Annotated in this window: 12 protein-coding genes and 1 pseudogene; 4 read left to right on the top strand and 9 right to left on the bottom strand. The window is 74.6% G+C overall.

The window, feature by feature from the left end; translation table 11 throughout:
• Positions 1-99 precede the first annotated feature (99 nt).
• On the bottom strand, positions 100-2034 hold the full coding sequence (locus tag IE271_RS08920) for a glycoside hydrolase family 3 protein (RefSeq protein WP_190189663.1): 1935 nt from the start codon (positions 2032-2034) through the stop codon (positions 100-102).
• Between the two features lie 443 nt (positions 2035-2477).
• Positions 2478-3464: a LysR family transcriptional regulator gene (locus IE271_RS08915; RefSeq protein WP_190189662.1), complete on the bottom strand. Its 987-nt coding sequence runs from the start codon at positions 3462-3464 to the stop codon at positions 2478-2480.
• 201 nt (positions 3465-3665) lie between these two features.
• Between IE271_RS08915 and IE271_RS08910 the strand changes: the two genes are divergently transcribed.
• Positions 3666-4757: an EamA family transporter gene (locus IE271_RS08910; protein WP_190189661.1), complete on the top strand. Its 1092-nt coding sequence runs from the start codon at positions 3666-3668 to the stop codon at positions 4755-4757.
• Here IE271_RS08910 and IE271_RS41770 read toward each other — a convergent pair.
• Both IE271_RS41770 and IE271_RS08905 read right to left on the bottom strand, forming a co-directional pair.
• Positions 4747-5424: pseudogene (locus IE271_RS41770) on the bottom strand (sugar phosphate isomerase/epimerase family protein); the annotation flags it as partial. The gene IE271_RS08910 and the pseudogene IE271_RS41770 overlap by 11 nt on opposite strands.
• Before the next feature lie 283 nt (positions 5425-5707).
• Positions 5708-6757: a LacI family DNA-binding transcriptional regulator gene (locus tag IE271_RS08905; protein WP_190189660.1), complete on the bottom strand. Its 1050-nt coding sequence runs from the start codon at positions 6755-6757 to the stop codon at positions 5708-5710.
• A 152-nt stretch (positions 6758-6909) separates the two neighbouring features.
• Between IE271_RS08905 and IE271_RS08900 the strand changes: the two genes are divergently transcribed.
• Genes IE271_RS08900 through IE271_RS08890 form a run of 3 tightly spaced genes read left to right on the top strand, consistent with a single transcriptional unit; the run spans position 6910 to position 10033 of the window.
• On the top strand, positions 6910-8061 hold the full coding sequence (locus tag IE271_RS08900; RefSeq protein WP_190189659.1) for a Gfo/Idh/MocA family protein: 1152 nt from the start codon (positions 6910-6912) through the stop codon (positions 8059-8061).
• Complete coding sequence (locus IE271_RS08895; RefSeq protein WP_190189658.1) at positions 8058-9209, top strand: dihydrodipicolinate synthase family protein; 1152 nt, start codon at positions 8058-8060, stop codon at positions 9207-9209. The genes IE271_RS08900 and IE271_RS08895 overlap by 4 nt, the downstream gene beginning before the upstream one ends.
• Positions 9210-9235: 26 nt before the next feature.
• Positions 9236-10033 carry a sugar phosphate isomerase/epimerase family protein gene (locus IE271_RS08890; protein WP_190189856.1) on the top strand — a complete coding sequence of 266 codons (798 nt, stop codon included), beginning with the start codon at positions 9236-9238 and terminating at the stop codon, positions 10031-10033.
• A gap of 204 nt (positions 10034-10237) precedes the next feature.
• Here IE271_RS08890 and rbsD read toward each other — a convergent pair whose 3' ends face one another.
• The 5 genes from rbsD to IE271_RS08865 are packed head-to-tail and all read right to left on the bottom strand — an operon-like array spanning position 10238 to position 16169.
• Positions 10238-10627 carry a D-ribose pyranase gene (gene rbsD, locus IE271_RS08885; RefSeq protein ID WP_190189657.1) on the bottom strand — a complete coding sequence of 130 codons (390 nt, stop codon included), beginning with the start codon at positions 10625-10627 and terminating at the stop codon, positions 10238-10240.
• A complete protein-coding gene (locus IE271_RS08880; protein WP_190189656.1) occupies positions 10624-11523 on the bottom strand; it encodes a ribokinase in 900 nt (299 codons plus the stop codon). The genes rbsD and IE271_RS08880 overlap by 4 nt, the downstream gene beginning before the upstream one ends.
• Positions 11524-11567: 44 nt before the next feature.
• A complete protein-coding gene (locus IE271_RS08875) occupies positions 11568-13523 on the bottom strand; it encodes an ABC transporter permease/substrate-binding protein (protein WP_190189655.1) in 1956 nt (651 codons plus the stop codon).
• A complete protein-coding gene (locus tag IE271_RS08870; RefSeq protein ID WP_229919209.1) occupies positions 13513-15087 on the bottom strand; it encodes a sugar ABC transporter ATP-binding protein in 1575 nt (524 codons plus the stop codon). The genes IE271_RS08875 and IE271_RS08870 overlap by 11 nt, the downstream gene beginning before the upstream one ends.
• Entirely contained in the window at positions 15084-16169 is a 1086-nt protein-coding gene (locus tag IE271_RS08865) for a LacI family DNA-binding transcriptional regulator (RefSeq protein ID WP_229919208.1), read from the bottom strand. The genes IE271_RS08870 and IE271_RS08865 overlap by 4 nt, the downstream gene beginning before the upstream one ends.
• Positions 16170-16260: the final 91 nt, after the last annotated feature.

The following is a 16260-nucleotide window of genomic DNA, read 5'->3' as shown; positions in this document are numbered from 1 at the left end:
CGGGTGGGGCAGGTGGGGGCGGTCGCGGGCGGCGCACTGTCAGGGGTGCGCCGCCCGCGGCCGCCGGACGGGGGAGGGGCCGGTGACCGGGCCCCGTGCTCAGTACCTCAGTCCGTACCCGATCGGGTACAGCTCCCGCTCCGGGTCGTCGGCCCGCCGGACCGGCACCGGCAGCCTGCCGCGCGGGTCGGCCCGGCCCGCGATCACCCGGGCCGCCGCGCGGACCTCGACGTCGGTCCACGAGTACGCGGCCAGGAACGCGGACACGCCCGGCAGATGGGCCACGTCGTAGGGGTTGCGCACGGCCAGCGCGACCACCGGGCGGCCCGTCGCCGCCAGCCGCTCGACGAGCGTCCTCTGGGAGCTGGTCGCCGTGACGTTGTACGTGGCGACGACCACCGCGTCCGCGTCCCCGGCGGCGGTCACCGCCCCGGAGATCGCCGCCTCGGTGGGCGCCGTGCCGGTCGACCGCACCGTCACCGCGAAGCCCAGCTCCTTCAGGGCGTCGGCCAGGACGGCCGTGGGCGGCCCCGTGGTGCCGGACGGCGAGGCCGGGTCGGCGCCCGCCACCAGGATCCTCCGGGTGCGGCGCCGCGAGAGCGGAAGTGTGCGCTCCTTGTTGACCAGCAGGGTCGTCGTCGCTCCGGCGATCCGGTCGGCCGCGTCCAGGTGGGCCTCGGTGCCCACCGTGCGCTCGACCTCGCGCCGGGTGACGTACACGTCCCTCAGCAGCCCCAGCCCCGCCTTGAGGCGCAGGATGCGCAGGACCGATTCCTCGATGCGCTCCTCGGTCAGCTCGCCCTCGCGGACGGCGTCCAGGACCGCGTGGTACGCGACGTCGATCGAGGGCGGGTTGAGGAGCTGGTCGACGCCCGCCTTGAGCGCGAGCACGGGGACGCGGTCGTCGCCGTACTTGGTGCGCACGCCCTCCATGCCGAGCGAGTCGGTGACCACGACGCCGTCGTAGCCGAGCCGCTCGCGCAGGATGCCGGTGAGGATCGGGCGCGAGAGGGTCGCCGGGTCGCCGGACGGGTCGAGCGCCGGGACCACGATGTGGGCCGTCATGATCGAGTCGATGCCGGCCCGGATCGCCGCCCGGAACGGCGGGGCGTCCAGCTCCTCCCACTGCTCGCGGCTGTGCCCGATGACCGGCAGGCCGGTGTGGCTGTCGGTCGCGGTGTCGCCGTGGCCCGGGAAGTGCTTGGCCACGGCCGAGACGCCCGCGCCCTGGTAGCCCTTCACCTGCGCGGCCACCATCGACGCCACGGCCTCGGGGTCGGCGCCGAAGGAGCGCACGCCGATGACCGGGTTGGCCGGGTTGACGTTCACGTCGGCGACCGGGGCGTAGTCCTGGCGGATGCCGAGCGCCTTCAGCTCGGCGCCGGCGATCCGGCCCGCCTCGCGGGCGTCGGCGGCCGAACCGCCCGCACCCAGCGCCATCGCGCCGGGCAGCAGCGTCGCGGGCCTGCCGACGCGCGCGATGATGCCGTGCTCCTGATCGGTGGAGATCAGCACCGGCAGGCCGCGCGGCTGCTTCAGGGAGGCCGCCTGGATGCCGTTGGACAGCGCCGCGATCTGCTGCGGGTCGCGGGTGTTGTGCGCCCAGGCGAAGTAGATGACGCCGCCGACCCGGTACTTCGCGACCAGTTCGGCGGCCGTGCGGACGCCCAGCTCCTCCAGGTTGGCGTCGATGTCGGCCTGGTCGGGCTCGGTCGCGGAGTGGCCGTACACCCGCATCACGAAGAGCTGGCCGACCTTCTCCCCCAGCGTCATCCGGGAGACGAGCGCGCGGAGCCTCTTGTCGTCGTACCGGCCGCGGGTGCCGGTACCGGCACCGGCGCCTCCGCGGTCCGCGCCGGCGGTCCGCGCGGGGGCGGCGCCCGCGGTCCCCGCGCTGCCGGCGCCGGCGGCCACGGCGGCGGCCGCCACCGCGGTCGCGGTCAGCAGACCGCGTCTTGAAGCGCCGGGGGAGCCCGGGGCGCCGGGGGCGCCGTTGGCGTCCGGGGCCGTGCTTCCCGTGCTGGTGTCGTGCACGTGCGCTCCTTCCGGAGGAGATCCGCGGACGGATCCGAGGAGGGGCTGCTTCTGAAGGAAACTTCCGAGGAGCACGAATATCCGGGAAGTTTCTTCCAGTCAAGGGTGCGCACACGTGCGGCGCAAGGGGCCGCCACCGGCGCTGTCGGAGGGGGGCGCGCCGGTGGCGGCGTGCTGCCGGCCGCATGCGGCGGAGAGGGTGGTCAGCGATCGCAGCCAGCAGCGAGGCCGACACCGCACTGCGGAGACTCATCCGGCAGCATGCGGGTTTGACGAAGGGTGGCGCGCGGGGGTTCCCGCTTTCCGTCGATCCCGCGAAGTTGGTACGGGTGGGGCGCACGGGGTCGCGCGGCGGGGTGCCCCGGGGGTGCCGGGGGCTCGGTGGAGGGCGTGGACGGGCTCGGACGGGCTCGGACGGGCCCGGGGCGGGTGCGCGGGGAGGGTCAACGGGCGGGGACGGACGCGGGAGTGGGCGCGGGGGCGGATGCGGGCCTGGGTACAGGGGTGGATGCGGACGCGGGGTGCTGCGGGGAGACCTCCGGCCAGTGGGCGCGGAGGGTGGCGACCGTCTCCGCGATCGCCGGGCGGCGGGCCGCGCCGGTGCGCCAGAGGGCGTACAGGTGCCGTACCGGCACCGGCTCCAGCGGGACCTCCACGACCCCCGCGGGCAGCGGGCCGCGGCCGAGGCGGGGCAGCAGCGCGATGCCGAGGCCGGCCGCGACGAGCGCGATCAGCGTGGGGTTCTCGTCGGCCTGGTGGACGATGTCCGGCTCGCAGCCCGCCTCGCGCAGCGTGCGCACGAGCCAGTCGTGGCAGACCCGGCCGGGCGGCTGGCAGATCCACCGCTGGTCCCGCAGGTCCTCCCGGCGTACGGACGGCCTGCCCGCGAACGGGTGCCCCTCCGGTACGAGCAGGTCGCACGGGTCGTCCCCGATCGGCGCCTGGTCGACGCCCGGCGGCGCCGGCAGCGGCGCGATGTCCCAGTCGTGCGCGACCGCGAGGTCCACCGCGCCCTTGGCGACCAGGTCCACCGACAGGTGCGGGTCGATCTCCGTCATCCGGGTGTCCAGGGCCGGGTGCCGTACGGCCAGGTCCGCCAGGACGCCCGGCAGCAGGCCGCGCGCGGCGCTGGCGAACGCGGCGATCGTCAGCCGTCCCGCCGGCAGGCCGCGCCGCTCCTCCAGTTCGGTCTCGGCGCGCTCCACGATGGCCAGCAGTTCCTGGGCGGTGGCGGCCAGGTGCTGCGCCTGGTCGGTCAGCCGCACGCCCCTGCCCTGCCGTTCCAGCAGGACGGTCCTGGTCTCCCGCTCCAGCTTCGCGATCTGCTGCGAGACCGCGGACGGGGTGTAGCCGAGGGCGGCCGCCGCGGCGCCCACGGTGCCGTGGACGGAGACGGCGTGCAGGGCTCGCAGGCGGTGCAGGTCCAGCAACTGGGCCTCCTGGGAGGGGTGGAGGAGGGGGGGAGTGGGGGTGGGGAGGGGGAGTGCCGTTCGGGTTCGCGGTGCGGTGTGTGGTGTGGGTTCGCGGTGCGGTGCGTGCTTGGTGACTCGGGGTTTCTTAAGCAGTGCTTCATTCATTCATACAGGAAGCGGAGCTGGTGCTGAACGGTGCGGTCGGCCGATGCTCGGATCATGCGCCCCGCTCACCTCGGTCTCGCCGTCCTCGTCGCCGCCGTCTGGGGCGTGAACTTCACCGTCATCGAGGTCGGGCTCGGCCACTTCCCGCCGCTGCTCTTCTCCGCGCTGCGCTTCCTGGCCGCCGCCCTGCCCGCCGTGTTCCTCGTGGGCCGGCCGAAGGTCGCCTGGAAGTGGATCGTGGCCGTGGGACTCGTCCTGGGCGTCGCCAAGTTCGGGCTGCTCTTCATCGGCATGGACGCGGGGATGCCGGCCGGGCTGTCGTCCCTGGTCCTGCAGATCCAGGCCGTCTTCACCGCCCTGTTCGCCTTCGTGGCCCTCGGCGAACGGCCGTCCCGGGTGAGGGCCCTGGGCATGGTGATCGCCCTCGGGGGCGTCGTGGTGGCCGCCGTGGGCGAGGGGACGGGCGGGCCGCTCGCCGCCTTCGGGCTCGTCGTCGCGGCCGCCGCCTGCTGGGGTGTCTCCAACGTCGTCACCCGGCGGGCGGCCCCGCCGGACTCGCTGAACTTCATGGTGTGGGTGAGCACGGTCCCGGTGCTGCCGCTGCTGGCCCTGTCCCTGCTGACCGAGGGGGCGTCGCGGGACCTCGCCGCGCTGCGGTCCCTGGACCGGCAGGGGGCGGGCGTCGTGCTCTACGTCGCCTGGGTCACGACCGTCTTCGGCTTCGGTGCGTGGGGGTGGCTGCTGAAACGCCACCCCGCCTCCACGGTGGCGCCGTTCTCGCTGCTGGTGCCGGTCTTCGGGATGTCGTCGGCCGCGCTGTTCCTGGGGGAACCGGTGCGGGGGCCGCAGTGGTGTGCGGCCGCGCTGCTGGTGGGCGGGGTGGCGCTGGCCTCACTGGCCGGGCGGGGCGGGCAGGGCGCCCGGAGGGCCGGAGGAGCCGGGGGCGCCGAGGGGCCCGGAAGCATCGGGGGTTCCGGGGAGCCCGGGGGCGTCGCGGGTGTCCACGGTGCCGTTACGCCGAGTCGGCCAGCAGGCGTGACAGGTGGTCCCGGCCCGGGCCGAGCAGCGGGGGCAGCGGTGCCGCCTTCTCGTACCAGCGCTTCTCGTACTCCCAGCACAGCCAGCCGTCCCAGCCCTCGCGGCTGAGGAGTTCCACGGTCTCGGTCAGCGGCAGGACGCCCTCCCCGAGCGGCAGCGGCGTCGTGTCGTCGGCCGAGGCGATGTCCTTGACCTGGATGTATCCGAGGTACGGGCAGAGCGCCGCGTACGTCTCCGGGGGCTGCTCGCCGCCCAGCCAGGTGTGCATCACGTCCCAGAGGGCGCCCGCGTTGCGGTGGCCGACCAGGCCGAGGACGCGGATGGCGTCCGCGCCGGTGCGGTGGGAGTCGTGGGTCTCCAGGAGGATGCGGACGCCGAGGTCGGCGGCGAGTTCCGCGGCCGTGCCGAGGCGGCGGGCCGCTGTCGCGTCCGCCTCCTCGGGGGTGGCCGCGTCCTCGCCGCCGGGAAAGACGCGGACGTAGGGGGCGCGCAGGTCGTGGGCGAGGTGGAGGAGGGCGGTGATCTCCTCCAGTACGGGGGTGTCGCCGCCCGGGGCAGCTAGGCGGGCGTATCCCGCGAGGCCGAGGATCTCGACGCCGGTCTTCTCGAACTCGGCCCGTACGGCGTCCCGTTCGGCCGCGTCCAGGCCGGTGTGCACCGGTTCCTCGGGGTGGGTGCGGAGCTCCACGCCGTGGTAGCCGTGCGCGGTCGCGAGCCGCAGTACGTCGGTCAGGGGCAGGGCGGGGACGCCGAGGGTCGAGAACGCCAGCTTCATGGAGCGGACCCTACCCGGGACTCGGGGGCGCGGGGTCGGTGCGGGGCCGGAGTACGTCGCGGGGCACGGGGCGGTGGGTGGTGCGTCCGCCGGCGTGGGGTCGGGGCCGCTCTGGGACGGCCGCCCGCAGCTGTGCGGGTCGGGGGCCGTCTGTGCTGTTTCCCGGGGTGTGCTGCGGGCGGACATCCCGGCCGTCCCCTTCCGCCGGTACGGCCGCCACCCGCCGGTGGGGGTTCGCCGCAGCGCACTGCTTCCACCGGCGCGTGCCGGTACAGCTCGCGGGTCAGGGCCGCGGTGCTCCTGTGGAGCCCCTGACCATCAGTTCGCCGCCCACCGTCGCGATTCCGCCCGGGGGCGGCTCCTCCCGGGACATCGCGATGCGGCCCGCCCGGGCGCCCGCCTCCGCCAGGGGGAGGCGGACCGTCGTGAGGGCCGGGACCGCGTCGATGCTGAACGGGAGGTCGTCGAAGCCGGCGACCGAGACGTCGCCGGGGATGCGCAGGCCCGAGTCGCGCAGGGCCGCGCAGGCGCCGAGGGCCACCGTGTCGTTGGCGGCGACGATCGCGGTCAGGTCCGGTTCGCGGCGCAGGAGTTCGAGGGTGGCCTCGTAGCCGGAGCGGCGGTCGTAGCGGCCGTGGACCGTGCGGCGGGGGTCGTCCTCGATGCCGTGGGCCGCGAGGGCCGCGCGGTGGCCCTCCAGGCGGTGGCGGGTGGTGGTGCGCTCCTCTGGGCCCGCGATGTAGCCCAGGCGGCGGTGGCCGAGGCCGATCAGGTGCTCGGTGAGGCGGCGGCCGCCGCCGCGGTTGTCGAAGGTCAGGGCCACCGCGTCGGTGTCGGCGGGGGCGGGCGGGCGGCCGCACAGGACGACGCGGGTGCCCGCGTCCGCCAGTTTGCGCAGCTTGGCGGCGACCGCGGAGACGTGCGCCTCGTTCTCGATGGCGCCCCCCGTGAGGATCACCGCCGCCGCGCGCTGGCGCTGGAGGAGCGTGAGGTAGGTGAGTTCGCGCTCGGGGGAGCCGCCCGTGTTGCAGACCACCGCCAGGCGCTCGCCGCCGGCCCGGCCGCCGGGGCCGCCGATCTCGGACTGGATCGCCCCGGCCATGATGCCGAAGAAGGGGTCGGCGATGTCGTTGACGAGGATGCCGACCAGGTCGGAGGTGGCGGCGGCCAGGGCACTGGCCGGGCCGTTGAGGACGTAGTCCAGCTCGTCGACCGCGCGCAGGACGCGCTCGCGGGTGGACGCGGCCACCGGGTAGTTGCCGTTCAGCACGCGGGAGACGGTGGCGGGGGAGACCTGCGCGCGGGCCGCCACGTCCGCAAGGGTCACGGTCATTCGTCGTCCTCCGGTCGTCGCGCATCTCGCGGGCCGCGCGGTCTTGTCCGATCCGTTGCACAGAGGCTAGCTTCTTTCCGGATAGAAAGCGCTTGCTGCGGTGCTCGCCGATGCGGCGCACGGCGCGCGGGACGGCGTACGGAGGGAATGACGTGACACGCAAGACGGTGCGCATCGCCATGAACGGCGTGACGGGACGCATGGGGTACCGACAGCACCTCGTACGCTCGGTCCTCGCGCTGCGGGAGCAGGGCGGACTGGACCTGGGCGACGGCACCGTGCTGTGGCCCGAGCCCGTCCTGGTCGGGCGGCGCGAGCACGCGCTGAAAGCGCTCGCCGAACAGCACGGTCTGGAGCACTGGTCGACCGACCTCGACGCCGTGCTCGCCGACGAAAGCGTCGACATCTATTTCGACGCCCAGGTGACCTCCGCGCGTGAGGAGGCACTGGCCAAGGCCGTCCGGGCCGGGAAGCACGTCTACACCGAGAAGCCGACCGCCACCGGGCTGGACGGCGCCCTCGCGCTGGCGCGGCTCGCGTCGGAGGCCGGCGTCAGGCACGGGGTCGTGCAGGACAAGCTGTTCCTGCCGGGGCTGCTGAAGCTGAAGCGGCTGGTGGACGGGGGGTTCTTCGGGCGGATCCTGTCCGTGCGCGGGGAGTTCGGGTACTGGGTCTTCGAGGGCGACTGGCAGGAGGCGCAGCGGCCCTCGTGGAACTACCGGGCCGAGGACGGCGGCGGCATCGTCGTCGACATGTTCCCGCACTGGGAGTACGTGCTGCACGAGCTGTTCGGGCGGGTGACCTCCGTCCAGGCGCTGACCGCGACGCACGTGCCGCAGCGGTGGGACGAGCAGGGCAAGCCCTACGACGCCACCGCCGACGACGCCGCGTACGGGATCTTCGAGCTGGAGGGGGGTGCGATCGCGCAGATCAACTCCTCGTGGACCGTGCGCGTCCACCGCGACGAGCTGGTGGAGTTCCAGGTCGACGGGACCGAGGGGTCGGCCGTGGCGGGGCTGAGGAAGTGCCGGGTGCAGCACCGCGCCGCCACGCCGAAGCCGGTGTGGAACCCGGACCTGCCCGCCTCCTACTCCTTCCGCGACCAGTGGCAGGAAGTGCCCGACAACGGCGAGTTCGACAACGGGTTCAAGGCGCAGTGGGAGCTGTTCCTGCGCCATGTGTACGCCGACGCGCCCTACCACTGGGACCTGCTGGCAGGCGCCCGCGGTGTCCAGCTCGCCGAGCTGGGGCTGAGGTCCTCCGCCGAGGGGCGCCGCATCGAGGTGCCGGAGGTGACGCCGTGACCGTCCGGCTTCCGGGCGCGGGGGGCTCGGTGCGGGCCTATGAGCCCCGCACCGAGCCGTTCGCCGTGCCCCCCGGTGCCCCGCTCGCCTCGCGGGCCGTCCTCTCGGCCGCGCACGTGGTCGCCGATCCGTACGCCGACGTCTCGCCCGACGCGCCCGCCGCCGTCGACTGGGACGCCACCCTCGCCTTCCGGCGCCACCTGTGGTCCCACGGGCTCGGTGTCGCCGAGGCCATGGACACCGCCCAGCGCGGCATGGGGCTCGACTGGGCGGGGGCCGCCGAGCTGATCCGCCGCTCGGCCGCCGAGGCGCGGGCCGTGGGCGGGCGGATCGCCTGCGGCGTCGGGACCGACCAGCTCGCCGGCGGGAGCATCGCCGAGGTCCGCGCGGCTTATGAGGAGCAGCTCGCGCTGGTGGAGGGCGTGGGGGCGCAGGCCGTCCTGATGGCCTCGCGGGCGCTGGCCGCCGCCGCGGCCGGTCCCGAGGACTACCTGGAGGTCTACGGGCACCTGCTGCGCCAGGCCGCCGAGCCCGTGGTCCTGCACTGGCTCGGGCCGATGTTCGACCCGGCCCTGGAGGGCTACTGGGGGTCGTCCGACCTGGACGCGGCGACGGAGACCTTCCTGGAGGTCGTCGCCGCCCACCCCGACAAGGTCGACGGGGTGAAGATCTCCCTGCTGGACGCGGGCAGGGAGGTGGCGCTGCGGCGGCGGCTGCCGCGCGGCGTGCGGTGCTACACCGGTGACGACTTCCACTACCCGGAGCTGATCGAGGGGGACGAGCGCGGCTTCAGCCACGCCCTGCTCGGCATCTTCGACCCGCTGGGGCCGCTGGCCGCGCAGGCGGTGCGGGTGCTGGACACCGGGGACGCGAAGGGGTTCCGGGAGCTGCTCGACCCGACCGTCGAGCTGTCCCACCACCTCTTCCGGGCGCCGACCCGCTTCTACAAGACCGGCGTCGTCCTCCTGGCGTGGCTGGCGGGGCACCAGGAGCACTTCGCGATGGTCGGCGGGCTGCAGTCCGCGCGGTCGCTGCCGCATCTCGCCCGCGCCTACGAACTGGCCGACGGGCTCGGCCTGTTCCCCGACCCCGCGCTGGCCGAGGCGCGGATGAAGAACCTGCTGTCCGTGTACGGAGTGGCCCAGTGAGTCTTTCCCGCTTCAGCATCAACCAGATGACCGTGAGGCAGCTGTCGCTGCCCGAACTCGTGGACGCCTGCGGCGAGCTGGGCGTTTCGAACGTGGCGCTGTGGCGCGAGCCCGTGCGGGAGTACGGGGTGGAGGCCGCCGCGAAGCTGGTCCGCGACGCGGGGCTGGGCGTCACGACGCTGTGCCGGGGCGGCTTCCTCACGGCCGTCGGCCCCGCGGAGCGGGCGAAGGCCCTGGCGGACAACCGCGCCGCCGTCGACGAGGCGGCGGCCCTGGGCACCGACACGCTGGTCCTGGTCTCGGGCGGGCTGCCCGCCGGGTCGAAGGACCTGCGCGGCGCCCGGGAGCGGATCGCCGACGCGCTGGCCGAACTGGGGCCGTACGCCGAGGAGCACGGGGTCCGGCTCGCCATCGAGCCGCTGCACCCGATGTTCGCCTCCGACCGCTGCGTCGTCTCCACCCTGACCCAGGCCCTGGACCTCGCGGAGCGCTTCCCCGCGCACCAGGTCGGGGTGACCGTGGACACGTACCACGTCTGGTGGGACGACCGGGCCCCGGCGGAGATCGCCCGCGCGGGCGCAGGCGGGCGCATCCACATCTTCCAGCTGGCCGACTGGGTCACCCCGCTGCCCGAGGGCGTCCTCAACGGCCGCGGGCAGATCGGGGACGGGGCGGTCGACATGCGGGAGTGGCAGGGGTACGTGGAGGCGGCCGGCTACACCGGCCCCATCGAGGTGGAGCTGTTCAACGACGGCCTGTGGGCCCGCGACGGGCGCGAGGTGCTGGCGGAGACGGCCCGCCGGTTCGTGGCGCACACGGAGTAGGGCCGGGCGCCCGTTCGCGCCGGTGAGCGGAGGCCGGAAAGAATTTCCGGAATCCCGTGCAACCCTTTCGGGGCCCGGCGGGTCGTACGTGGCGTCGGGGTTTCCGGGGGAGGGATCCGGGGGGATCCGCGAAGTCCTGACGGGTGGGGAAGCCGAGGGGCCCGGTCGTGACCGGGCCCCTCGAAACGTGTGCGGCGGGCGGGGTCAGAAGAACACGCCGCAGCGCAGCAGGACGTTGGCGTACGGGGTCGCCTCGCCGGTGCGGACGATCAGGCGGGCCCGCGCCGATCCCGCCTTCAGGTCGTCGTGCGGGATCAGGGCCAGACCGGGGAGGCGGGCCGTCAGGAGGGCGGAGGCCGCGGGGTTCGCCTCCGTGACCTCGCGGGCCGCCGTCGCGCCCTCCACGACCAGCTCGTCCAGCAGGCCGTCGAGGACGTCCGCGAAGGACGGGACCCCGGCGCGGAAGGCCAGGTCCACCAGGCGCGGGCCGTCCGGGATCGGCAGGCCCGCGTCGCAGACCAGCACGGTGTCGCCGTGGCCCAGCGCGGCCAGCGCGCCGGCCAGGTGGCGGTTGAGGATTCCGGCCCTCTTCACAGCGCGTCGACCTCCTGCGCGGTCGGGTACGACGCCTGGGCGCCCTCCTTGGTGACGGCCGCGGCGCCCACGCGTGCCGCGTACCCGGCGGCCTCGGCCAGGGCCTCGCCCCGCCCGAGCCGCCAGGCCAGGGCCGCGGTGAAGGCGTCGCCCGCGCCCGTCGTGTCCACGGCCTCCACCGCGACGGACGGGACGCGGGCCGTGCCGGACGCGTCGGCCACCAGGGCGCCCGCGGCGCCGAGGGTGATCACCACCGAGCGGGGGCCGAGCTCCAGCAGCCCGGCCGCCCACTCCTCCGGCCCGCCGCCGGCCGCGCCGCCGAGGACCACCCGGGCCTCGTGCTCGTTGACGATCAGCGGGTCGCAGGCCGCCAGGACCTCCCGCGGCAGTTCCCGCGGCGGGGAGGGGTTGAGGACGAAGCGGGTGCCGGGAGCCAGGTTCCGGACCGTCTCGACCACCGTCTCCAGGGGGATCTCCAGCTGCGTCGAGACCACCCGGGACGCCGCGAGGAGCGCCTGCGCGTCCCTCAGGTCGGCGGGCGTCAGGCGGGAGTTCGCGCCCGGGGAGACCACGATGCTGTTGTCCCCGGAGGGGTCCACCGTGATCAGCGCGACGCCGGTGGGGGCGCCGCCGACCAGGACGCCGGAGGTGTCGACGCCCGCCGCGCGCTGCGCGTCCAGCAGCAGCCGGCCGTGCGCGTCGTCGCCGACCCGCGCCAGCAGCGCCGTGCGCGCGCCGAGGCGGGCCGCCGCCACCGCCTGGTTGCCGCCCTTGCCGCCGGGGTGGACGGCCAGGTCGGAGCCGAGGACCGTCTCCCCGGCGCCGGGCCGGCGCTCGACGCCGATCACCAGATCGGCGTTGGCCGAGCCCACGACCAGCAGGTCGTAGTCGTACATCAGTCCTCTTTCCGTTCCTGTGGGTGCGGGCCGCGTACCGGGCGTCAGGACGTGAAGTCGGCGACGTTCTGCGACGTCACCACCTTCACCGGGACCTTCACCGTCGCGCCGACCTCCTTGCCGTCCGCCGCGCGCAGCGCGTTCTCGACCGCGATCCGGCCCAGCTCCTTGGGCTGCTGGGCGACGGACGCGTACAGCATGCCCTTCTCCACCGCCGCCAGGCCGTCCGGCGTGCCGTCGAAGCCGACGACCGCGACGGACCTGCCGGCCTTGGCGCCGAGGGCCTTGGCCGCGCCGAGCGCCATCTCGTCGTTCTCCGCGAAGACGCCGTCGACGCCCGGGTGGGACTGGAGCAGGTTGGTCATGACGTCCAGGCCCTTGGTGCGGTCGAAGTCGGCCGGCTGCCTGGCGAGGACCTTGATGCCGGGGTAGGCCTTCAGACCCTCGGCGAAGCCCGCGCCGCGCTCGCGGCTGGCGGAGGTGCCGGCCGTGCCCTGGAGGATCACGATCTCGCCCTTGCCGCCCAGCTTCTCGGCGAGGGACTTCGCGGCGAGCCTGCCGCCCGCGACGTTGTCGGAGGCGACCAGCGTCGCCGTCCTCGCCTTGTTGACGCCGCGGTCGGCGGCGACCACCGGGATGTCCGCGTCGTTCGCCGAGCGGACCGCCGGGCCCACGGCGTCGGAGTCGACCGGGTTGACGACGATCGCGCCGATGCCCTCGCCGGTGAAGTTCTGCAGCTGGTTGGCCTGCTGCGAGGCGTCGTTCTGGGCGTCGGTCACGGTCAGGTCGGCGCCCGCCTCCTTCGCGGCCTCCTCGGCGCCCGCCCGCATCTGCACGAAGAACGGGTTGTTCAGGGTGGAGAGGGACAGGCCCACCTTGTTCGCGGACGAGGACGAGTTGCCCGTGAGGAAGGACATCGCGGCGACCACCGCGGCCACGACCACGGCCGCCAGGGCGAACTTCGCCGCCTGCGGGCCCTTGCGGCCCGCCGCCCCGCCCGCGCCGGACGCGGCCGGAGCCGCCCCGGCCCTGCGGCGCACGGTGTCCAGCAGCACCGCCAGCGCGATGACGACGCCGATCACGACCTGCTGCCAGAACGCCGACACCGACAGGAGGTTGAGGCCGTTGCGCAGCACCGCCAGGATCAGCGCGCCGATGAGCGTGCCCGAGGCCTTGCCGACGCCGCCGGACAGGCTCGCCCCGCCGATGACGACCGCGGCGATCGCGTCCAGCTCGTAGCCCTGCGCGGCCTGCGGCTGCGCCGAGGACAGCCGGGCCGCCAGGACGATGCCGGCCGCCGCGGCGAACAGGCCCGACAGGGCGTAGACGACGAGCTTCTGCCGCTTCACGCGCAGGCCCGACAGGCGCGCGGCCTCCTCGTTGCCGCCGATGGCGTACATGGAGCGGCCGATGTACGTGCGGCCCAGGACGAAGGCGGTGACCAGACCGAGGACGATCATGACCAGGACGGGCACCGGCAGCCAGCCGCCGACGGTGTCGCCGAGGTGCGACACGGACGACGGGACGGCGATCGGGCTGCCCTGCGAGATCACCAGGGACAGGCCGCGGCCCACCGACAGCATGGCGAGCGTCGCGATGAACGGCGGCAGCTTCCCGTACGCGACGAGGAAGCCGTTGACCAGGCCGCAGGCGATGCCGGTGACGACCGCGAGGAGCACGGCGATCCAGACCGGTACGCCCTGCGAGGTGGCGCTCCAGGCCAGGACCGTGGCCGACAGGGCCGCCACCGAGCCGACCGAGAGGTCGATGCCGGCCGAGACGATCACGAAGGTGACGCCGAAGGCGAGGATCGCGGTGACGGCGGCCTGCACGCCGACGTTCAGCAGGTTCTGGGTGGTCAGGAAGTCGCCGGAGAGCAGCGACAGGGCGATGACCAGGACGATCAGGGCGGTCAGCGCGCCGTTGTCGAGCAGCAGGCGGCGCAGGCCGCCCGAGGCGCTGCCCGCGCCCCCGCCGCTCTTGAGCGTGTCAGTGGCCACGGGGGGCCTCCTTGTCGACGTCGTTGTCGGGGTGGATGTCGGTGCCGACGGCGGCGCCGTCGTGCGGGGTGGTGCCGTCGGTGGAGACGGCGAGCGCCATGACGGCGTCCTGGGTGGCCTCGGCGGCGGAGAGTTCGCCCGCGACGCGGCCCTGGGCCATCACCAGCACCCGGTCGCTCATGCCGAGCACCTCGGGCAGGTCGCTGGAGACCATCAGGACGGCGTGCCCGGCGGCGGTGAGCTCGTTGATCAGCTGGTAGATCTCGACCTTGGCGCCGACGTCGATGCCGCGGGTGGGCTCGTCGAGGATCAGCACCTTGATGTCGGCGAGCAGCCACTTGCCGATGACGACCTTCTGCTGGTTGCCGCCGGACAGGGTGCGCACGTGCTGGCCGAGGCCCGCCATGCGCACGCCGAGCTGCTCCGCGATCCGGGCGGCGGCCGTGTGCTGCGCCCTGCGGTCGACGAGCCCGGCGCGGGTCGCCGAGCGCAGCGTGACCAGGCCGAGGTTCTCCTCCACGGACGCGTCAAGGACCAGCCCCTGGCCCTTGCGGTCCTCGGGCACGAGCCCGATGCCGGCGGCCATGGCGGCGTTGACGTCGTGCCGGGGCAGCCGCGTACCGGCGACCTCGACCGTGCCCGCGTCGTAGGGGTCGGCGCCGAAGACGGCCCGTACGACCTCCGTGCGGCCCGCGCCGACGAGGCCCGCGATGCCGACGACCTCGCCGGCCCGCACCTCGAAGCGCACGTCGTGGAAGACGCCGTCCCGGGTGAGGCCCTCGACCCTCAGCAGGGGAGCGCCCGTCCCGGTCCGCTCGCGCGGGTACTGCTGGTCGATGCTGCGGCCCACCATCAGGCGCACGAGCTCGTCCTCGGGCGTGGAGGCGGGCACCCGGCCCACGCTCCTGCCGTCGCGGATCACCGTCACCCGGTCGCCCAGGGCGGCGATCTCCTCCAGGTGGTGCGTGATGAAGACGATGCCGACGCCGTCCTCGCGCAGCCGGCGCACGATCGCGAAGAGCTTGTCGACCTCCTCGGAGGTGAGCACGGCCGTCGGCTCGTCCATGATCAGGACGCGGGCGTCCAGGCTGAGGGCCTTGGCGATCTCGACCATCTGGAGGCGGGCGATGCCCAGTTCGCGCACCCGCGCGCGCGGGGACACGCGCACGCCGACCCGCTCCAGGAGGGCGGCCGCGTCCGCCTCCATCCTCTTGCGGTCGATCATCCCCAGGCGGCGCGGCTGCCGCCCCAGGAAGATGTTCTCGGCGACCGTCAGGTCGGGGACGAGGTTGAACTCCTGGTAGATGGTGGCGATGCCGAGCCGCTCCGCGCTCTGCGCGTCCTGGATGCGCACCTCCTCGCCGCCCACGAGGATCCGCCCGGAGTCGGGCCGGTGGGCGCCGGAGAGCATCTTGATGAGGGTGCTCTTGCCCGCGCCGTTCTCGCCGAGCAGGACGTGCACCTCGCCGCGGCGCAGGTCGAAGTCGACACCGTCGAGCGCGACCACACCGGGGAAGGCCTTGCGCACCCCTTCGATACGCAGCAGTTCGTCCGGGTTGCTCACGGGGTGCTCCTTTGCACGCGGGAGGCGGGGGTCTCGGGGGCGCCGGCCGGGGCGCCGGCCCCCGGGCGGCCGGTGCCCTCGCCGCCCTCGTCGCTCTCGCCGCACGAGCGGCGCACGACGAGGCGGGCGGGCAGGGTCACGGACCGCGGCGTCCGGCCCTCGATGCGGTCGACCAGGGCCCGTACGGCGGCCCGGCCCAGCTCGCCGGTGGGCTGGGCGACGGCGGTGACCGGCGGGTCGGTGTGCACGAACCACGGGATGTCGTCGAACGCGGCGAGCGCGATGTCCTCGGGGACCCGCATCCCGCGCGCGCGGATCGCGTCCAACGCCCCCAGGGCCATCAGGTTGTCCGCCGCGAAGACGACCTCGGGCGGCTCGGGCAGGTCCAGGAACCGCTCGGTGGCCCGCCGCCCGCTCTCCGCCTGGAAGTCGCCCTGGCCCACGTAGGCGTCGGGCAGGCCCACGCCGTACTCGGCCAGGGCCGCGCGGAAGGCCTCCACGCGCTCGCTGCCGGTCGTGGTGGCCGCCGGACCCGCGATGATCGCGAGCCTGCGGTGGCCGAGCCCGTGCAGATGGGCGACGAGGTCGCGCACCGCGCCCCGGCCGTCCGCCCGGACCACCGGCACGTCGAGGCCCGGGATCCAGCGGTCGACGAAGACCATGGGGGTCCCCGCGCGCGCGGCCTCCAGCATCAGCGGCGAGCCGCCGTCGGCGGGGGAGACCAGCAGCCCGTCGATGCGCCGGTCCAGGAGTGTGCGGACGTGGTGGTCCTGGAGGTCGGGCCGCTCGTCGGCGTTGCCGATGACGACGCTGTAGCCGAGCGCGCGGGCCTCCTCCTCCACGGAGCGGGCCAGCTCGGTGAAGTACGGGTTGAGCACGTCGCTGATGACCAGGCCGAGGGCCCGGGTCTGGTCGGTGCGCAGGGAGCGGGCCACGGCGTTGGGGCGGTAGCCCAGGGCCGCGACGGCGGCGAGCACGCGGGAGCGCGCGTCCGGGCTGACCGAGGGATGGTCGTTGAGCACACGGGACACCGTGGCGACGGATACTCCGGCCTCGGCGGCGACGTCCTTGATGCCCGCCATCGCTCCACCTCCTCGTGGAATCGATTACACAGGAGATTGGAAACGATTACACGGCAGGTGCGCAAGACTCCGAGACCGGATCGTGACCAGG

Origin of the sequence: Streptomyces minutiscleroticus, from assembly GCF_014650875.1 — a bacterium.
GTDB lineage: Bacteria > Actinomycetota > Actinomycetes > Streptomycetales > Streptomycetaceae > Streptomyces > Streptomyces minutiscleroticus.
The sequence above is the reverse complement of the archived record's forward strand: the minus strand, read 5'-3'. Positions and strand labels throughout refer to the sequence as shown.